Consider the following 19,199-nt stretch of genomic DNA (forward strand, 5'->3'; position numbering starts at 1 on the left):
GTCGGCCGGCCATGGATCGACCGGATCCGGACGGCCGAGGGATCAACGTGTCTGTTAATACAGCGACTTGTACATGTTCCAGCCACCGCCGAGCAGCTTCCGCTCGCCGAACGCGCCGTTGCCCGCGCCCGGGTACAGCCAGAGCGTGCCGCTCTTCTCGCGGGCCAGCAGATCGGGCCTGCCGTCGCCGTCGAGGTCGCCCGCGCCCACCAGGGCGTCGAAGCCGCCCCAGCCGGCGCCGAGCCGGATCCGGTCGGCGAAGCCGCCCTTGCCGTTGCCGGGGTACGTCCACAGAACGCCGGCCGAGTCCCGGGCCAGCAGGTCGCCCTTGCCGTCGCCGGTCAGATCGCCGGCGCCGACGACCAGCAGCCCGCCCCAGCCCCAACCCGCCTTGACCGGGTCCTTGAAGCCGAGGGCGCCGTTGTCGGAGTAGACGTACAGGTCACCGCCGGGCGTGCGGGCCACCAGGTCCGCGCGGCCGTCGCCGTCCACATCGCCGGGCGAGACGAGGGTGTCGTACGCGTTCCAGCCCTTGCCCAGGCTCTTGTAAGCCGTCGTGGGCGTCAGCGCGGCGCCGCAGCCCGGGGTATACGCCCGCAGCTCGCCGCTCGCCATCCGCACCAGGACGTCGTTGCACCGGTCGCCGTTCACGTCGCGGTACGGGATCGCGGCGGTCAGCGCGTTCGCCCCGGTCCAGCCCTCGCCCTGGGCCTGCGCCTCGCCCGCGACGCCGGGTCCGGTCCGCAGGTCGAAGCGGCCGGACGGGGTCAGCGCGAGGAGATCGGCGCGGCCGTCGGGGCCGCCCGCACCGACGAAGTCCCGCGCGACGGGGGCGCCGCCGGTCAGGCCGACCGTCCCGGTCCGGGTCAGCGCCGCGCCCTGCCCGTCGGCCGGGGTCACGGTGAGCGTCCAGGCGTAGGCGCCGTTGGCGGCGTACTGCCCGCCGTCCGCCTTGCCGTCCCACGCGGGCCGCACCAGACCGCGCGCCTCACCGCCGGTGAGGGTGCGAACTGTGGCGCCCGCGCTGTTCTTGAGCGTGAGCTGCCAGGAGGCGGCGGGCTTGTTGAGCCACCAACGGGGCGTCCAGGAGCCGGAGTTGGCGTTCACGCGAGCGGGCGCGTCCGTGTCGAGCACGCTCAGCGCGGAGGTGGGGATGCCGGTGGGCACGATGTGAACGGCGTCATCCGCGTCCGTGTAGGCGACCGGCCCGCCGAACCGGTCCACGGCCCAGCCCTTGCCCGGCTCGCCCCGCTTGGGCGTGCCCAGCGCGCGCGTGCCCGAGGCGCCGCGCACATCGGTGACGCTGAGCACGCCGCCCTGCTGCCACGCCACGTACCCGTCGCCGAGCCGGGCGCTCTGGTGCGCGGGCAGCGCGACGTTCCGCTTGGCGGCGGTGTCGTACACCCCAGAGGCCGAACTCCCGCACTCCCAAAGGAGGTTGGCGCCGTTGGCCTGGAGGGAGGTGATGTCGCAGTCGCTCACCTTGGCGGTGGCGAGGGTCTTCCCGGAGCGCACGTCGAGGGCCTCGGCGGAGCCGGTCGTGGTCTCCGCCCAGAGGGTGGAGCCGTTCAAGGCGTAGGCGTCGTTGGAGCTGTGACCGCTGTAGACCGTCGTGCCGGTGTCGAGGTCGAGCACCCGCAGGGCGAGGTTGCCGATCGTGGCCGTGTACCGCCCCGAGACCTCGAGCGGGCCCAGCGAGCCGAACCAGCTCCGGTCGGCCACGGTCCTGCCGGGCAGCGACGCGCCCTCGTCGAGGACCCGCAGGCCGTCGTCCGCCCGGTACACGAGGCGTCCGTCGCCCGTGGGCTTGATCGCGGGCCAGCTGTCGTCGGCGCAGTCCTTCGCGAAGGTCTTCGCGTCCGTGCCGCGTTCGACGCGCTCGCCTGCCTTCGGCGTGCCGGAGACCGTGAGGTCGGTTCCGCGCAGCCGGATGGGGCGTCCGTCGTCGGCCGGCACGTGGTCGAGGGTGCTCAGCCGGCCCTGCGCGAGGGACATTCCCCGGGTGGCGGTCCGCACCAGCGGCGCGGGCGCGACCTCGGTCACCGCGAACGTGCCGTCGGCGCCCGGCGCCCCGACCGCCACGACGGCCTGCCTGCCGTCCGCGACCCGGGCGATCAGCATCGTCCCGTCCGTCTTGAACTGGGGCATCGCCGTGGACCTGGCGAAGATCTCCCGCTCCGGCCCGCCGCCGAACGGCACCGCGACGAGGCGGTAGTTGAGCGAGGAGTACGTCGTGCCGCCGTCCGCCGCGATCCGGCGGGCCAGCACGACGTTGTCGCCGACCGTGCCGAGCACCCGGGCTCCGTCCGTGCGCGGGACCTTGAAGTCGAACGCCGGCTTGAGGCCCGGGTCGCCCGCCTGGGCCAACTTGTTGATGTCCGCCTTGTTCCAGACGGTCATCCGGCCGTCGTCGTGCCACTGGGCGATGTGCGACCCGCTCAGCACCGTGCCGTACGGGACGTCGTCGAGGTGGGTGCTGCCTCCGAAGCCGCTCGCGGGCGCCCACTCCACCCAGCCGAAGTCGCCGTACTTGACGGTGAAGAGCAGGCCGTCCTGGTCGGAGTCGAGCGGCAGGACGTCCTCGGACTGGGTTCCGCCGACGTACTCGTCCCGGACCGTCCCGTCGCGAAAGGACAGCCGGTGCACGGAATGGCCGGACATGCCGATCTGCTCGGTCATGACGGTCTCGCCGACGACAGCCAGGAAGTTCTGGTCCGGCGAGATGGTCAGGTTCCGCGAAGCGCCGTTCTTCATGTTCCGCTGGACCACGGTGCGCCCGTCGTCACCGGTGAAGGCGACCCAGTCGGAGCCGGTGCCGTACGCCACCGTCATGCCGTACGGCATGGCGAGCGGCTTGGTGACGCCGTCGGCGTACGTCGTCCAGTTGAAGCCGTCCTGCTTCCAGCCGGACAGATAGCCGGTCTCGCCCGCGCCGTTCAGGACCGCCGCGTTGTGTTCCGGCCGCTGCTCGGCGGGGATCGTCACCCCGGGCGGGGTGTCGGCGGCGAAGGCCGCCCCGGCGGTCATCGGCGTGATGGCCGAGGCGAGGCCTATCGTGACGGCCGCTGCGACAGCAGCGCGGAACAAGGTCTGACGTCTCACGTCGGTACTCCCCAGAACCCTTGATGCAGGGGAGAACGCTGCGTGCGTCCGGCACCCTCGGTGCGCGGAGAAAAGCCCCCCGGCTTCCCAAACCCCCCAGAACACCTCGACCCTAACAGCAGCCTCACAGAAACCAGCAGCCGGTTTCGAACCCGTTCAACCACCCCCGAGCCGCTCGCGGCGGGACGTACGCAAACAGGGCCCGTACAACACCGAGAAGGTGTCGTACGGGCCCTGAGGAGCCGTCAGGCAGCGGGACTAGCCGTTGCGCTTCCAGCGGGGCTTGTCGTCGCGGCGGCCGAAGGAACCGGTGTTGGTGCCGGTACCACGGTGGTCGTCACGGCGGCCCTGCGGACGGTCGTGGCCGCCGGAGCGGAAGCCGCCGCCCGAGGGGCGGTCGTCACGACGGTCGCGGTTGAACGGACGGTCGCTGCCGCCGCGGTTGAAGCCGCCACGGTCGCCACCGCGGTCGTCACGGTTGAAGCCACCCGACGGACGGTCGTCGCGGCGGAAACCACCGGACGGACGGTCGTCACGGCGCTGGAAGCCGCCACGGTCACCACCGCGGTCTCCACGGTTGAAGCCACCCGACGGACGGTCGTCGCGACGGAAACCACCGGACGGACGGTCGTCACGGCGCTGGAAGCCGCCACGGTCGCCACCGCGGTCGTCACGGTTGAAGCCACCCGACGGACGGTCGTCACGACGGAAACCACCGGACGGACGGTCGTCGCGACGGAAGCCGCCGGAGGGGCGGTCGTCGCGGCGCTGGAAACCACCCGAGGGGCGGTCGTCGCGGCGGAAGCCACCGGACGGACGGTCGTCACGGCGCTGGAAGCCGCCACGGTCACCACCGCGGTCTCCACCGCGGTCTCCACCACGGTTGTCACGGCGGTCGAAGTTGCCCCGGTCGTCACGGCGCTGGAAGCCACCGCGGTCCTCGCGGGACTCCTGCTGCACCGGCACGGCAGCGGCGGCGGCAGCAGCCGCGACCTCGGCCTCGGCCTCGGCTGCGACCTCGGCGACCGCGGCCTCCGGGTCCTCGCCGCGCTCGCGGGCGGCACGGGCCACCAGGCGGTCGGCCTCCTCGCGGAGCTCACCGGCCCGGCGCGTCAGGCGCTCCAGCTGCTTGGTGAGGTCGGCGACCTCGCGCTCGGCCTGCTTGGCCGAGTTGTTCGCGGAGTCGGCCTGGACCTCGGTCAGCGAACGGGCGCCGGTGATCTCGGCGACCTCCGGGTCGAACGCGCCGGCGCTCTGGATGATGTGGCGCGAGGCGTCGACGCCCGCGTCCTCCATCAGCCGGAAGATCTGGCGACGCTGGTGCGGCAGCGAGAGCGACACGACGACACCGGACTTGCCGGCGCGGGCGGTACGGCCCGAGCGGTGCAGGTAGTCCTTGTGGTCACCGGCCGGGTCCACGTTGAGGACCAGGTCGATGCCGTCGACGTGGATGCCGCGCGCGGCGACGTCGGTGGCGACGAGCGCGTTGACGTAGCCCTTCTTGAAGTCCTCAAGAACGCGGGTACGGGCGCCCTGGGTCATGCCGCCGTGCAGCGCGTCGGCCTTCACGCCCGACTCGCAGAGCTGCTCGGCGATGCGGTCCGCGCCCAGCTGGGTGCGGACGAAGATGATCGTGCGGCCCTTGCGGGCGGCGATGGCGGCCGTGACCGGCGCCTTGTCCTTCGGCTTCACGACCAGGACGTGGTGGGTCATCGTCGAGACGTTGCCCTGCGCGCTGTCGACCTCGTGCGTGACGGGGTTCGTCAGGTAGCGCTTGACCAGCGTGCTGATCTCGTTCTCCATGGTGGCGGAGAAGAGCATGCGCTGGCCGCCGCCGGGGATCTGGTCGAGCAGCTCGGTGACCTCGGGCAGGAAGCCCAGGTCGGACATCTGGTCGGCCTCGTCGAGGACGGCGACCTGGACGTTGGCGAGCGAGCAGGCGCCGCGGTTGATGAGGTCGCGCAGACGGCCCGGGGTGGCGACGAGGACGTCGACGCCGCGCTCCAGGGCGTAGATCTGGTTGCTCATCGACGTACCGCCGCAGACGACCTTCATCTTCAGGCCGAGCACGTCGCCGTACGGCTGGAGCGCGTCCGCGACCTGCATCGCGAGCTCACGCGTCGGCGTGAGGATGATCGCGCGGGGCTTCTTCTTCTCGGTGTGCCCGCCGGCCAGCGCGGCCAGGGTGGGCAGACCGAAGGAGAGGGTCTTGCCGGAGCCGGTACGGCCACGGCCGAGGATGTCCTTGCCGGCCAGGGCGTCCGGGATGGTCGCGGCCTGGATCGGGAAGGGGGTGGTCACCCCGTTCTGGGCGAGCTTGCGCACGACGCCCTCGGGCAGACCGAGGTCCGCGAAGGTGACGGTGGGCTCGGTGTTCTCGTCCGCCTCGGACTCGACGATCTCTACGACCTCGATGACGTCGGTGGCCGCTACGGCCTCGACGACGTCGTCCTCGCGGATCGCGAGGGAGTCGTTGTTCTCGTTCTCGGGCAGGACGGAGTGATCAGTGCTGGAAATGGACATGCGAAATGCGAAACCTTCCGGAGTCTCGGCACGCGCCCGTCAACTCCGTGAATTCGCAATTCGACCGCCTCAATGCGGTCAGCCACGGCTAGGGAGAGTACGCGCCACACGGCGCTCTTCTGTGTCGGCGCCGGGCAATGGGATCAAACGATCTACTACCATACGCACCCTCACCCCCCTAAGGCAAACCGAGTCCCCCTAAACCGGTCCCACCTGCGGTGATGCCGTCGGCTCCTGGTCGATCGGAGCCTGGTAGGCACGCAGCGCGCTGGTATGCGTGTCGGCCCCCGGAGTCGTCGACGGCGAGGCCGGCGGGCTCGGGATCACCGGGCTCGGCGACGGCGAGGCGGGCGGGGTCGGAGGCACCGGGTGGCTCGGCGACGGCGACGGCCGCGCGGGCCCGCCCTGCGGAGGCTTGGCCGGGCCTGGACCGCCGCCCGGCTTCGGGGCGCCCGGCGAGGGCGTGGCCGCCGCACCCGGCGCCCCGGGCGACCCGCTGGCGCTCGGCGACTCGGAAGGACTGCCCGGCGCCTTCGGGTCGTGCCTGCCGGTACGCCCCCTGCCCTCGCCCTGGCCGCCCTTGCCCTCCTCGGCCCTGGCCGCGTCCCCGTGCCGCCCGGCGGACGCCGACGGCTTCGGCCCGCCCTGGTTGTCGCTCACGCTCATGCAGCCGGCCGACGCCGTGAGCACCAGGACGGTCACCGCCAGCTCGGCCAGGCGGACAGGGGTGGTCAACTGGCGCACAGGGGCACCTCCGGAACACGGGATCGGTGGGGACGTAGGTTCCAACTCCCCGCCCCCCGCCGGGGACACGCCCGGGCCGCACCCGGCTTGCGCCCGACATCCGTCCGAGCGGAATCAGGGGGCCGGGCGGGCGCACAGGGACCCACCGGCCATCAGAGGCTCACCCGTAGCCGAGCGCGTGCAGCCGTTCGTCGTCGATGCCGAAGTGGTGGGCGATCTCATGAACCACCGTCACCTCCGTCTCGGCGACGACCTCCTCGCGCGTCGCGCACATCCGCAGCGTGGGGCCCCGGTAGATGGTGATCCGGTCCGGGAGCACCCCGGCGTACCACTCGCCGCGGTCGGTGAGCGGGGTTCCCTCGTAGAGGCCGAGCAGCTCGGGGTCGTCGGCGGCCGGCTCGTCCTCGACGAACACCGCGACGTTGTCCATCAGCCGCGTCAGCTCCGGCGGGATCCGGTCCAGCGCCTCGCCGACCAGTTCCTCGAACTCCTCGCGCGTCATCTCCAGCACCCGGCCATTGTCGGTCACGCATCGGCATACCGACCCGCCCGCGGGGGCATATGGCCCCAATGCGACACATGTCCGCGACTCGCCAGGCCCTGGCACAGGCGGCGGGCCTGTGCTGCGTCGTACTGATCGGCGCCTGGCTCGGGCTCCTGATCGTCGGCAACGTACGCACCCCCGTGGGCCCCATGGACACCACCATGACCCTGCGGCCCTCCCTGACCGGCGGCACCAAGATCAACGTGTCGCCGCTCGGCGCCCTGGAACTGCGCTCGCACCTCGCGCCGCTCCGCCTGGACGTCGACGTCGACCGGCTCGACCCCGAACGCGCCCAGGCCCTGGTCAGCCACCCCGAGCGGATCTCCGGCCTCCAGCAGGAGATCGCCCGCGACGTCGGCCACGGCACCCGGGACGTGGCCTGGCGCTCCTGCGTCGCGGTCGTCTCCGGCGCGATGGCGCTCGGCCTCGCCGTCTACCGCCGCCCCCGCCGCGCGCTCGCCGCGGGCGGCCTCTCCCTCGCCCTGCTCGCCGCCTGCGGCCTCTCCGCGTACGCGACCTGGAACCCGGAGTCGGTGATGGAGCCGAAGTACTCCGGGCTGCTCACCTCGGCCCCGCAGGTCGTCGGCAACGCGCGCTCCATCGTGACCGAATTCGGCGTCTACCAGCAGGAGTTGGCGAAGCTCGTCACCAACGTCACCAAGCTGTACGACGCCGCCTCCACCCTCCCCGCCTACCAGCCGGACCCGGCCACCCTGCGCGTCCTGCACGTCTCCGACATCCATCTGAACCCGGCCGCGTGGCACATCATCGCCTCGCTCGTCACCCAGTACCGGATCGGCGTGATCATCGATTCGGGCGACACCATGGACCACGGCAGCACCGCCGAGAACCGGTTCCTGGACGCGATCCCCGACCTCGGCGCCCCGTACGTCTGGGTGCGCGGCAACCACGACTCGGCGGAGACCCAGCGCTACGTCGCCGGCCTGAAGAACACGCACGTCCTGGACGACGGGCAGGCCGTCACGATCGCGGGCGTACGCATCGCGGGGATGGGCGACCCCGAGTTCACCCCGGACCGCTCGACGGGGGACACCGACCCCGACGGCGCCGAACGCGCGGCCGGGGGCCGGCTCGCCGCCGCCCTGCGCACCCAGGCCCGCGCGGGCACCCCGGCCGACATCGCCGTCACCCACGAACCGGCCGCCGCGCGCGAGACCGACGGCACGGTCCCGCTGGTCCTCGCCGGGCACCTCCACCGCCGCGAGACGGAGGTCATGAAGCGGGGCACGCGCCTGAAGGTCGAGGGCTCGACGGGCGGCGGCGGCCTGCGCGCCCTGCAGAACAAGGAACCGGAGCAGGTCCGCGCCTCGGTCCTCTACCTCGACAGCAACACCCACCACCTCCAGGCCTGGGACGAGGTGACCCTGGGCGGCCTGGGCCTGACCACGGCCGAGGTCAGCCGCCATCTGCCCCAGGGGAACCGACCTTGAACCGCCGCAGCTATTCGGTTTGGCCCACGTCCGAGTGGCGTAGTACAGTCACGTCGTGCCCAAGAGCACCGGTCAGGGCTTGACCGTCCGCCCCTCAGGCAATGAGGGAAAGAGAAGCGGAACCCTTCGGGGGAATGCGGAGTCACATGCTTCTCACGTCCTCTGGGACGCACAGACGAAGCAGAGCAGTAGCTGGTACGCCCTCATCGTCTAGTGGCCCAGGACGCCGCCCTTTCAAGGCGGTAGCACGGGTTCGAATCCCGTTGGGGGCACGCGCAATCCTGTGCGAGACTTGTTCTCGCACAAGCTTGGTCCTGTGGAGCAGTTTGGAGTGCTCGCCACCCTGTCAAGGTGGAGGCCGCGGGTTCAAATCCCGTCAGGACCGCTGTAGTTCACTTCGGTGGACTACGTGGCTGGGTAGCTCAGTTGGTACGAGCGATCGCCTGAAAAGCGATAGGTCGCCGGTTCGACCCCGGCCCCAGCCACCACCCGAAAGCCCCGCCGATCCGGCGGGGCTTTCGCTGTATCTGGGGCGGGCCCGCCTCCCCCGAGCGGGCCCCCTCCCCTCAGCTCTCCTCCGGCTCCCGGGTTCGCGCCCGCCAGCCCCGTACGCCCAGGACGACCGCTGCCAGTGCGGCCAGCGCCGTCAGCAGCGCCCAGTCCGGGACCGCGTCCGCGATGCCCTTCGTCCACTCCTCCACCGCGTACGAGTCGTCCACGTCCAGCAGGCCGGGCAGGGCCGTCGCCCCGTCGTACGCCAGGAACAGGGCACCCAGGGCGATGAAGAACAGGCCTGACAACAAGGACGTCGTGTGGAGTTCGAAGCGGGCCACCTTCAGGACCCGGCCGCGCAGCCACTTGCGGCCGCCCAGTTCGAAACGCTCCCAGAGCAGGGCCAGGAGGAAGAGCGGGACCGCCATGCCCAGGGCGTACACCGCGAGCAGCAGGCCGCCGTAGACCGGGCTGCCGCTCACCGCCGCCACCGTCAGGACGCTGCCCAGGATCGGGCCCGCGCAGAAGCCGGCGAGGCCGTAGACCGCACCCAGCGCGTACACCGACAGCGCGGTCGTGGGGAGGATCTTCCCGGACAGTTCCGTCATGCGGCGGCTCGCGAAGCCCATGCCGACGATCTGGGCGACGCCGAGCGCGATGATCAGCCAGCCGCCGAAGAGGACGAGCTGGTCCCGGTGGCCGTAGAAGATCCGGCCCGCGTACGAACCCGCCGCGCCCAGCGGGACGAGGGTGGTGGCCAGGCCCGCGTAGAAGATGCCGGTGCGGGCGAGCAGCTTGGTGCGGCTGGAGATCGAGTACGCGAAGAACGCGGGCAGGAGCAGCGCGCTGCACGGGCTGAGGAGGGCGAGGAGGCCGCCCAGGAACGCGGCGAGGTAACCGATGTTCGGGGTCACTTCTTCGCCTTCGCCGCGGCCTCGATGGCCTGCGCGAACGCGTCCATCGGCTGGGCGCCCGCGATGGGGGTGCCGTTGATGAGGAAGGAGGGGGTGGAGCTGGCGCCGAGGCCGTACGCCTCGTCCTGGTCCTTCTTCACGGCCGCCTTCGCCGCGTCGCTGTCGAGGTCCGTCGCGAAGCGGGCCGCGTCCGGCACGTCGGCCTCCTTGGCGAGCTCCTTCAGGCGGCCCGCGCCGAACCCCTTCTCCTTCGATCCCTCCGCGTACGCCGCCGCGTGGAACTGCCAGAACTTCCCCTGCTGCCCGGCCGCCCACGCCCCGCGCGCGGCCGCCTCCGACTCGGCGCCGAAGATCGGGAAGTTGCGCCACTCGATGCGCAGGGTGCCGTTGTCGACGTACTTCTTCACGAGCTCGGGCTCGGTGTCGCGGGCGAACTTGCCGCAGTACGAGCACTTGAAGTCGGCGTACTCGATCATGACGACGGGTGCGTCCGCGCGGCCCTGGGCGAGCGGGTCCTTGGCGTCGCGGCGGGCCAGCTTCTCCAACTCGGGGTGGGCGCCCGCGGCCGGGTCGGCGGTGGACGCGGAGTCGTTGACGGTGGGCTTCGCGTCGGGGGAGGTCGCCTGGTAGGAGGCGATCCCGAGGACCGCGGCGGCGGCCACCGCGGCGACCCCGATCAGGATCGGCTTGCGGGACTTGGCGGCGGGCTTCGCGGTGGTCCTGCTCGGCTTGCTGTTCTTGCTGGGCTTCGTGCTCTTGGGCATGCGGAACTCCGGTGCGTACGGCAATCGCGTACGAGAAGAGACGGAAAGGGGACGGCGGTCGCGTGAGGCGGGACCGGCGTCTAGACCCTGAGCACCGAGAGTTCGACGGGGGTGGGCGCGCTGAGCGTGGGCCCGCGCACCGGCGGGTTGCGGTGGGCCGCGTACAGGCCGCACAGCGCGCCGGGGGCGACGCGGTCCTCCAGGACCGGGGCCTGGTCGTGGGCGGTGCGGGCCCGGACCGGCGCCGCGGGGTCGGAATCCTGGTGCGAGCCACCCTGCTTGCAGCCCGGCGCGGCCGAGCCGTCCGTGAAGGCGGGCGCCGATGCCTTCTTCACCAGGACGCCGCCGGGCGCGGCCGAAGCCGTCGGGGCCGGCCCGCACAGCGCCACCGCGAGCACTCCGAGCACCATGAGCAGCGCCGCGGTGAGGCGGCGGCGCGGGGCACGGGAGCGGGGCATGCCCGAAATGGTACGGGTGGGCTCCGGAGCGCGCCTAAATGCGTTCGCCACTCGTCCTCGGCGGGTGAGATCCTGAATCAGGTATGTCTACTTCCTTCGCCGATCTCCAGACGCTGCTCGACGGGGCCTCGCTGCGCGACGCCCACCGCCTCGGCCGCCGTCTCGAAGGCGCCCGTCGCATCCGCAAGCCCGAGGCCCGGCAGGCCGTGCTCGACGAGATCGCGGCCGAGGCCCAGAAGTCCGCCGAGCGCATCGCCCGGCGGTCCGCCCGCATGCCCGAGGTCAGCTACCCCGAGCAGCTCCCGGTCAGCCAGAAGCGGGACGAGATCCTGGAGGCGATACGCGACCACCAGGTCGTGATCGTCGCGGGTGAGACCGGCTCGGGCAAGACCACCCAGATCCCCAAGATCTGCATGGAGCTGGGCCGCGGAGTGCGCGGCATGATCGGGCACACCCAGCCCCGCAGGATCGCGGCCCGCACGGTCGCGGACCGGATCGCGGAGGAGCTCAAGGTCCCGCTGGGCGAGGCGGTCGGCTGGAAGGTCCGGTTCACCGACCAGGTCGACCAGGACGCGACGTTCGTGAAGCTGATGACCGACGGCATCCTGCTCGCCGAGATCCAGACGGACCGCGAGCTGCGCGGCTACGACACGATCATCATCGACGAGGCCCACGAGCGGTCCCTGAACATCGACTTCCTGCTCGGCTACCTCGCCCAGCTGCTGCCGAAGCGGCCCGACCTGAAGGTCGTCATCACCTCGGCGACCATCGACCCGGAGCGGTTCTCGCGGCACTTCGGGGACGCCCCGATCGTCGAGGTCAGCGGCCGTACGTACCCGGTCGAGCTCCGCTACCGGCCGCTCCTCGAAGAGGACTCCGACGACAGCGACCGCGACCAGATCACGGCGATCTGCGACGCCGTGGACGAGCTCCAGTCGGAGGGCCCGGGCGACATCCTGGTCTTCCTGTCCGGCGAGCGCGAGATCCGCGACACCGCGGACGCGCTGATCAAGAAGAACCTCCGGTTCACGGAGGTTCTGCCGTTGTACGCGCGTCTGTCGCACGCCGAGCAGCACCGCGTCTTCCAGCAGCACAGCGGCCGCCGGATCGTGCTGGCGACCAACGTCGCCGAGACCTCGCTGACCGTCCCCGGCATCAAGTACGTCATCGACCCGGGCACGGCCCGCATCTCGCGCTACAGCCACCGCACCAAGGTGCAGCGCCTGCCGATCGAGCCGGTCAGCCAGGCCAGCGCCAACCAGCGCAAGGGCCGCTGCGGCCGCACCAGCGACGGCATCTGCATCCGGCTGTACAGCGAGGACGACTTCGTCACCCGGCCCGAGTTCACCGACGCGGAGATCCTCCGTACGAACCTGGCGTCCGTCATCCTGCAGATGACGGCGGCCGGCCTCGGCGACATCGAGAAGTTCCCCTTCATCGACCCGCCGGACCACCGCAACATCCGCGACGGCGCCCAACTCCTGCAAGAACTGGGCGCGTTGGACCCTTCCGAGAAGGATCCGAAGAAGCGGCTCACGCAGCAGGGCCGCAAGCTGAGCCAGCTTCCCGTGGACCCGCGCCTTGCCCGCATGGTCCTGGAGGCCGACCGCAACGGCTGTGTCCGCGAGGTCATGGTCATCGCGGCCGCGCTGTCCATCCAGGACCCGCGCGAGCGCCCGAGCGAGAAGCAGGCGCAGGCCGACCAGCAGCACGCCCGCTTCAAGGACGAGACGTCCGACTTCCTCGCCTACCTCAACCTGTGGCGGTACGTACGCGAGCAGCAGAAGGAGCGCGGCTCCTCCAGCTTCCGCCGGATGTGCAAGCAGGAGTACCTGAACTTCCTGCGGATCCGCGAGTGGCAGGACATCTACTCGCAGCTGCGTACGGTCGCCAAGACCATGGGCATCCACCTCAACGAGGAGGACGCGCCCGAACAGTCCGTCCACACCTCGCTGTTGGCCGGCCTGCTCTCGCACATCGGGCTCAAGGACACCGACAAGAACGAGTACCTGGGCGCCCGCAGCGCCAAGTTCGCGATCTTCCCGGGCTCGGCGCTGTTCAAGAAGCAGCCCAAGCTCGTGATGTCGGCGGAGCTGGTCGAGACGTCCCGCCTGTGGGCCCGGGTGAACGCGAAGGTCGAGCCCGAGTGGATCGAGCCGCTCGCCCAGCACCTGGTCAAGCGCACCTACAGCGAGCCGCACTGGGAGAAGGACCAGGCCGCGGTGATGGCGTACGAGCGCGTGACGCTGTACGGCGTGCCGATCGTGGCCAACCGGAAGGTCAACTACGGCCGCATCGACGCCGAGGCGTCCCGCGAGCTGTTCATCCGCAACGCGCTGGTCGAGGGCGACTGGCGCACGCACCACAAGTTCTTCTCGGACAACCGCAAACTCCTCACCGAGGTCGAGGAGTTGGAGCACCGCGCCCGCCGCCGCGACATCCTGGTGGACGACGAGACGCTGTACGACTTCTACGACCAGCGGGTGCCCGAACACGTCGTGTCCGGCGCGCACTTCGACTCCTGGTGGAAGCACAAGAAGCACGACGAGCCCGAACTCCTCGATTTCGAGCGCGAGATGCTCATCAACGAGAAGGCCGGGGCCGTCACCAAGGACGACTATCCGGACTCGTGGCGCCAGGGCCCGCTGAAGTTCCGGGTGACCTACCAGTTCGAGCCGGGCGCGGACGCGGACGGCGTGACCGTGCACGTGCCGCTCCAGGTCCTGAACCAGGTCACCGACGAGGGCTTCGACTGGCAGATCCCGGGCCTGCGCGAGGAGGTCGTCACGGAGCTGATCCGCTCGCTCCCGAAGCCGATCCGCCGCCACTACGTACCGGCGCCGAACTACGCCGCGAAGTTCCTGGAGCGGGCCGTCCCCTTGCAGGAGCCGCTGCCGGTCACCCTCGCCCGCGAGCTCCAGCGCATGGTGGGCGTCCCGGTCACGGCCGACGACTTCGACCTCACCCGCGTACCGGACCACCTCAAGATCACGTTCCGGATCGTCGACGAGCGGCGCCGCAACCTCGCCGAGGACAAGGACCTGGAGGCGCTCAAGCTCCAGCTGCGCCCGAAGGCCCGTCAGGCCCTCTCCAAGGCCGCCGCGGCGACCGCCGGGCCCTCGGGCGAGTCCATCGAGCGCTCGGGCCTCACGGACTGGACGATCGGCACCCTGACCAAGGTCTTCGAGACGCGCAGGGCCGGCCAGCCCGTGAAGGCGTTCCCGGCGCTGGTGGACGCGGGCGAGAGCGTCTCGGTACGGCTCTTCGACACCGAGGCCGAGCAGCAGCAGGCGATGTGGCGCGGCACCCGGAAGCTGATCCTCCTGAACATCCCGGTGAACCCGGCCAAGTTCGCCTCGGACAAGCTGACCAACCAGCAGAAGCTCGCCCTGTCCCGCAATCCGCACGGCTCGATCCAGGCGCTCTTCGACGACTGCGCGACGGCGGCGGCGGACAAGCTGATCGCGGACCACGGCGGCCCGGCGTGGGACGAGGAATCGTTCCGCAAGCTGTACGACAAGGTCCGCGCGGACCTGGTGGACGCGACGGTGCGCACGGTCGGCCAGGTCCAGCAGATCCTGGCCGCCTGGCAGGCCTGTGAGCGCCGCCTGAAGGCCACGAACAGCCTGACCCTGGTCAACAACGTCACGGACGTACGGAACCAGCTGGCGGCCCTCGTGCCGCCCGGCTTCGTGACGAAGACCGGCCTCAGGCGGCTTGCCGACCTGATGCGCTACCTGGTCGCGGTGGACCGCCGGCTCCAGCAGATGCCGACGGCCGTCCAGCGCGACACCACGCGCATGGAGAAGGTCCACGAGATGCAGGACGAGTACGCGTGGCTCCTTGAGCAGTTGCCGCAGGGGCGGCCCGTTCCGCAGCAGGTCCTGGACATCCGCTGGATGATCGAGGAGCTGCGGGTGAGCTACTTCGCGCACGCGCTCGGCACGGCGTTCCCGGTCTCCGACAAGCGGATCGTGAAGGCGATCGACGCGGCTGCGCCGTAGCGCGGCTATCGCTGTGAGTGAGTTCGACCTGACCCGCTGACCTGCTGTACAGTCTCATTCGCAGCCAAGCACCAACGGGCTGCGAAACAAGGTCCTGTGGAGCAGTTTGGAGTGCTCGCCACCCTGTCAAGGTGGAGGCCGCGGGTTCAAATCCCGTCAGGACCGCAGTAGAACCGGAGCCCGCATCCCTCACCGGATGCGGGCTCCGGTGTTTGTCAGGTGCAGCCCCCGGAGGCCGCGCCCCGCGGCGGAGCCGCGAACATACACAGCAAATCCCGTCAGGACCGCCGCCGCCTCCGAGCCCGCATCCCTCGCCGGATGCAGGCTCCGGTGTTTTGTGCCGGATGCACGCCCTGCGGGTTTGTCGGCGCCCCGCGCCTCAGGAACTCCGCCGCTCGGCCCGGTCCCGGCTCCCCCAGAGTCCGGGCCTTCTCGCCGTCTTGACGGGGGCACCTGCCGCCGGTACCCCTGCAAGGGAGGGAAACGGGGGCTCCGTCCCAGGAGGTGGTGCATGACGGCGTCGTCGAGGCACGAGACGCGGGCGCTGCTGCGCGCCCACCTGTCGGCCGCTCTGGGCTACCGCCACCTCACCCGCCACTGCGCGGTCTGCCATCGGCTCCTGAGGCTCGCCATGGAGGTCGCCGAGCCCGCGCGCCCCGAGGACGAAAGTCCCCCCAACCGGTGACCTATGGCGGGCCGATGGCCGCCCGCGCGGTGGGAGGCTCTGAATGGACGGCTCTTGACGGTGTGACGGGAGTCACGGAATGAGTTTCCGGAACGACTGAACTTACGCACCCCATACAACGCCCCGATTTAATATGTGCAATTGCACCACCCTGGGGGGTGGGGCCACGGAGCCGACGGAAGGCCCCCCTCCGGAGCGCTCGCGACGGGCCCCGGGGAGCTGCCGGAAGTGCCGGACAAGGCCGGACATAAAAAGATCGCGCTGGACCCGGCGGAGTCCAGCGCGATCAATGACGCAGCCCGTTGGGGCGGGCTGGGCGTCATGTGGAGCTATAGGCGGGCCGGGTCGGGGTGGGGGCCCCGGATGGCCCGGATTATTGGGGTGTTGTTCAGGCCTCGCTGCGCTGCTGCGGAATACCCGCCAGCAGTGCGCGGACCTCTGCCTCGCGGTACCGGCGATGCCCACCCAGCGTGCGGATGGACGTGAGCTTGCCGGCCTTGGCCCAGCGGGTCACCGTCTTCGGGTCCACGCGGAACATCGTGGCAACCTCAGCCGGGGTCAGCAGCGGCTCGGCATCAGGGGTGCGAGCGGTCATGAGCGGCCTCCTCGGGAGAACCGAACCTTCTCGGTTCTTTCCTCTAAATTCTGCACCTTGACCCGCGTTGCCCGAAATGGCGGACGCGAGCCGAGTCGGTTATAGGACGAACGGCTTGTCCTCGGCACTACAACTACACCATCCGTCCAGCCACGTCGGCCAAACCGATGGAATTGCCCTCCCAGGTGTTCATCAGCGACGGAAGCCGATGGACCATGCCATAGCGGACAGTCACGCCACAGTGACGATCAGTCACAGAGCGATCAGGAGTCGTCAGACCCCCCATAGCAAGCAATACCGAGCAATCCGCCCTTAGTTGGGCGGAAGGGATCCTCCCCGGACCCCTTGTCCTATTTTGGCACGAGGGTGGGGTCTGGGCGCAAGGGTGAGATAAGTGCGGTCCGTCACGCTTAGGGCAAAGGCCCGGATCAGGACCTACGTCCTGCGGAGATCCCGCGAAGGCCCCCCGGAAGGCTCCCGAAGATCCCACGGATGGCCTCATGAAGACCCCCCGTCGGCCCCTCCGAAGGCCCCTCGGGACCGGCCGGGAGACCTCAGTTGGCCATCCGGCGTTCCTTGACGGCCCGCCAGCGCTCCGTGAAGCGGCCGTACGCCTCCTCCGCGCCGGCGTCGTCGCCGGCCCGCAGCGCGGCGATCCCCTCGGCCACGTCGGCCGCCGAGCGGTCCGCCTCCAGGCTGTCGTGCGAGAGGGCGTGCACGAGGCCGCCGTAGTCCAGCTCGACCAGCGAGCGCGGATGGAATTCCTCCAGCCAGCGCCCGACGTCCACCAGGCCCTCGGTCAGCGGCCCCTCGTCGATGTGGTCCCGCAGCGTCCGCAGCGCCCTCGCGAGGCGACGGCGGGCCTGGACCATCGGGGTGCGGTAGCGCAGCACGGGCGCGGTCGCACCCTCACCCGGTGCATACTCGCGCTCTTCGCCCGAAAAGACCGTGAACCAGCTCACAGGAATGTGCCAAACACTCGTCAAGATCCACGGCCGGGCGTCCGGGTTCCGCTCCCGCCAGCGCTCGTAGTCCGCCTCGGCCTGCCTGCGCACCACCGGAGGCAGCAGCGCGTCCAGGACCGGCTCGGGGAACTGGCCCGCGAGGCCCTCCAGGGCCTGCCAGCCGCGCAGCCGGGTCCGCCAGGGGCACACGCACACCACCCCGTCGACCTCCGCCACGAAAGCGTCCCCGCTCTCGTGCACGGGCACCGGGACGGGCGGGGTGGGCACCAAGTCGGCCAGCGCGCGCCGGAGTTCGTCCTGGGCTCCTGGGGTGCGCCCGCGCTCGGCGTAGCGCTGCCAGTGGCCGCGCTCGGGTTCGGGAAAGGCGGCAAGGGGCTCGTACACCCGCAGGTAGGACGCGTACGGAACGATCACCGAGGACACCACCGCCATGCCCCGCATCGTCCCACGGGCACGCGCCCCTGTGCTCCTGGTGGGGGTGATCCTCAGCACTGCGCCTGATCTACGGGCGCGTAGGACTTAACCTGCTCCCGAACCAGGCCTGCCCCACCCGCAGGCGGGCCGTCAACCGCCGCTTCGTACTTGGGAGTCACCACCGTGACCGATGTGACCGGAGCCGATGACGTACTGCACACCCTCTTCCGCTCCGACCAGGGCGGACACGAGCAGGTCGTGCTGTGCCAGGACCGAGCCACCGGGCTCAGGGCCGTCATCGCCATCCACTCCACCGCCCTGGGCCCGGCCCTGGGCGGTACGCGCTTCTACCCGTACGCGACCGAGGCCGAGGCCGTCGCCGACGCGCTCAACCTGTCGCGCGGAATGTCGTACAAGAACGCCATGGCCGGGCTCGACCACGGCGGCGGCAAGGCCGTGATCATCGGCGATCCCGAGACGATCAAGACCGAAGAACTGCTGCTCGCCTACGGCCGGTTCGTGGCCTCGCTCGGCGGGCGCTACGTGACGGCCTGCGACGTCGGCACCTACGTCGCCGACATGGACGTCGTGGCGCGCACCTGCCAGTGGACGACCGGCCGCTCCCCCGAGAACGGCGGTGCGGGCGACTCGTCCGTGCTCACCGCGTACGGCGTGTTCCAGGGCATGCGGGCCTCGGCCCAGCACCTGTGGGGCGACCCGACGCTGCGCGGCCGCAAGGTCGGCGTCGCGGGCGTCGGCAAGGTCGGCCGCCACCTCGTCGGGCACCTGCTCGCGGACGGCGCCGAGGTCGTGATCACGGACGTGCGCGAGGAGTCGGTGCGCACCATCACCGACCTGCACCCCGAGGTCGCCGTCGCCGCCGACACCGAGGCGCTGATCCGCACCGAGGGCCTGGACATCTACGCCCCGTGCGCGCTGGGCGGCGCCCTGAACGACACGAGCGTGCCGGTGCTCACCGCGAAGGTGGTGTGCGGCGCGGCCAACAACCAGCTCGCGCACCCAGGTGTGGAGAAGGACCTCGCGGACCGCGCGATCCTGTACGCACCCGACTACGTCGTGAACGCGGGTGGCGTGATCCAGGTGGCCGACGAGCTCCACGGCTTCGACTTCGACCGCTGCAAGGCGAAGGCCTCGAAGATCTTCGACACCACGCTGGCCATATTCGCTCGTGCGAAGGAAGACGGCATTCCGCCGGCCGCCGCGGCCGACCGGATCGCCGAACAGCGCATGGCGGAGGCACGTCAACACTGAGCCCCCCAAGGACCCGTCGGCCGCGCTGAGAGACATGCCTCACGCCGGTCGGCGGGTCGGGCGCCAAGAAGAGGTTAAAATCGCGGTTGACCAGCGAGGACAGGGCGCTTTGTTGGTTCTGCCAAGTGGCGCGTCATGCGGGCGGCGTACCGTATGGCCGCGGAAGCAGGTACCGTTGAAGCCCTACGGACGCGGTCTCTCTACGGAGAGTCCGTTCCGGATCATGAACGCGTGTCAAGACTCTGGGGCCGTCGAGCCCCGTCACCGAGGGG

Annotated in this window: 13 protein-coding genes and 4 tRNA genes; 8 read left to right on the forward strand and 9 right to left on the reverse strand. The window is 70.8% G+C overall.

Annotated features, from left to right (window positions below; genetic code table 11):
• Positions 1–54: 54 nt before the first annotated feature.
• The 4 genes from OHA17_RS18865 to OHA17_RS18880 form a co-directional block, all read right to left on the reverse strand.
• Positions 55–3,102 (reverse strand): FG-GAP-like repeat-containing protein, encoded by a 3,048-nt coding sequence (locus OHA17_RS18865; RefSeq protein ID WP_406507570.1) that lies wholly within the window; start codon positions 3,100–3,102, stop codon positions 55–57.
• Between the two features lie 258 nt (positions 3,103–3,360).
• The gene (locus OHA17_RS18870) at positions 3,361–5,625 is read right to left on the reverse strand and encodes a DEAD/DEAH box helicase (RefSeq protein ID WP_406507571.1); all 2,265 of its coding nucleotides are present in this window, start codon (positions 5,623–5,625) and stop codon (positions 3,361–3,363) included.
• A gap of 198 nt (positions 5,626–5,823) precedes the next feature.
• Entirely contained in the window at positions 5,824–6,369 is a 546-nt protein-coding gene (locus tag OHA17_RS18875) for a hypothetical protein (RefSeq protein ID WP_406507572.1), read from the reverse strand.
• A 160-nt stretch (positions 6,370–6,529) separates the two neighbouring features.
• Entirely contained in the window at positions 6,530–6,880 is a 351-nt protein-coding gene (locus tag OHA17_RS18880) for a metallopeptidase family protein (RefSeq protein WP_053725918.1), read from the reverse strand.
• 68 nt (positions 6,881–6,948) lie between these two features.
• Here OHA17_RS18880 and OHA17_RS18885 point away from each other — a divergent pair, with 68 nt between their 5' ends.
• From OHA17_RS18885 to OHA17_RS18900, 4 genes are all read left to right on the forward strand, one after another.
• Positions 6,949–8,364, forward strand: a complete 1,416-nt coding sequence (locus tag OHA17_RS18885) for a metallophosphoesterase (RefSeq protein WP_406507573.1) — start codon at positions 6,949–6,951, stop codon at positions 8,362–8,364.
• Between the two features lie 199 nt (positions 8,365–8,563).
• A tRNA-Glu gene (locus OHA17_RS18890) sits at positions 8,564–8,636 on the forward strand.
• Between the two features lie 38 nt (positions 8,637–8,674).
• Positions 8,675–8,749 (forward strand) — tRNA-Asp (locus tag OHA17_RS18895).
• Between the two features lie 26 nt (positions 8,750–8,775).
• A tRNA-Phe gene (locus tag OHA17_RS18900) sits at positions 8,776–8,852 on the forward strand.
• Positions 8,853–8,930: 78 nt separating this feature from the next.
• Here the strand turns inward: OHA17_RS18900 and OHA17_RS18905 are convergent.
• From OHA17_RS18905 to OHA17_RS18915, 3 genes are all read right to left on the reverse strand, one after another.
• Entirely contained in the window at positions 8,931–9,770 is an 840-nt protein-coding gene (locus OHA17_RS18905) for a cytochrome c biogenesis CcdA family protein (protein WP_406507574.1), read from the reverse strand.
• Positions 9,767–10,534, reverse strand: a complete 768-nt coding sequence (locus OHA17_RS18910; protein ID WP_406507575.1) for a DsbA family protein — start codon at positions 10,532–10,534, stop codon at positions 9,767–9,769. The genes OHA17_RS18905 and OHA17_RS18910 overlap by 4 nt, the downstream gene beginning before the upstream one ends.
• Before the next feature lie 80 nt (positions 10,535–10,614).
• Positions 10,615–10,992: a hypothetical protein gene (locus tag OHA17_RS18915; RefSeq protein ID WP_053725914.1), complete on the reverse strand. Its 378-nt coding sequence runs from the start codon at positions 10,990–10,992 to the stop codon at positions 10,615–10,617.
• An 83-nt stretch (positions 10,993–11,075) separates the two neighbouring features.
• On the opposite strand from OHA17_RS18915, the gene hrpA reads away from it, so the two are divergent.
• The 3 genes from hrpA (at position 11,076) to OHA17_RS18930 (ending at position 15,681) form a co-directional block, all read left to right on the forward strand.
• Entirely contained in the window at positions 11,076–14,996 is a 3,921-nt protein-coding gene (gene hrpA, locus OHA17_RS18920; protein ID WP_406507576.1) for an ATP-dependent RNA helicase HrpA, read from the forward strand.
• 90 nt (positions 14,997–15,086) lie between these two features.
• Positions 15,087–15,161: transfer RNA gene (locus OHA17_RS18925), tRNA-Asp, on the forward strand.
• 346 nt (positions 15,162–15,507) lie between these two features.
• Positions 15,508–15,681 (forward strand): DUF6274 family protein, encoded by a 174-nt coding sequence (locus OHA17_RS18930; protein ID WP_199826951.1) that lies wholly within the window; start codon positions 15,508–15,510, stop codon positions 15,679–15,681.
• A 388-nt stretch (positions 15,682–16,069) separates the two neighbouring features.
• On the opposite strand, the gene bldC is transcribed toward OHA17_RS18930, so the two are convergent.
• Positions 16,070–16,276 (reverse strand): developmental transcriptional regulator BldC, encoded by a 207-nt coding sequence (gene bldC / locus OHA17_RS18935; protein WP_003949541.1) that lies wholly within the window; start codon positions 16,274–16,276, stop codon positions 16,070–16,072.
• A 554-nt stretch (positions 16,277–16,830) separates the two neighbouring features.
• Positions 16,831–17,673 (reverse strand): hypothetical protein, encoded by an 843-nt coding sequence (locus OHA17_RS18940; RefSeq protein ID WP_406507577.1) that lies wholly within the window; start codon positions 17,671–17,673, stop codon positions 16,831–16,833.
• Between the two features lie 165 nt (positions 17,674–17,838).
• Here OHA17_RS18940 and OHA17_RS18945 point away from each other — a divergent pair, with 165 nt between their 5' ends.
• Positions 17,839–18,927: a Leu/Phe/Val dehydrogenase gene (locus tag OHA17_RS18945; RefSeq protein WP_406507578.1), complete on the forward strand. Its 1,089-nt coding sequence runs from the start codon at positions 17,839–17,841 to the stop codon at positions 18,925–18,927.
• The last annotated feature ends 272 nt before the right edge of the window (positions 18,928–19,199 follow it).

This window comes from Streptomyces sp. NBC_00212 (assembly GCF_045206365.1).
In the GTDB taxonomy this organism is placed as follows: domain Bacteria; phylum Actinomycetota; class Actinomycetes; order Streptomycetales; family Streptomycetaceae; genus Streptomyces.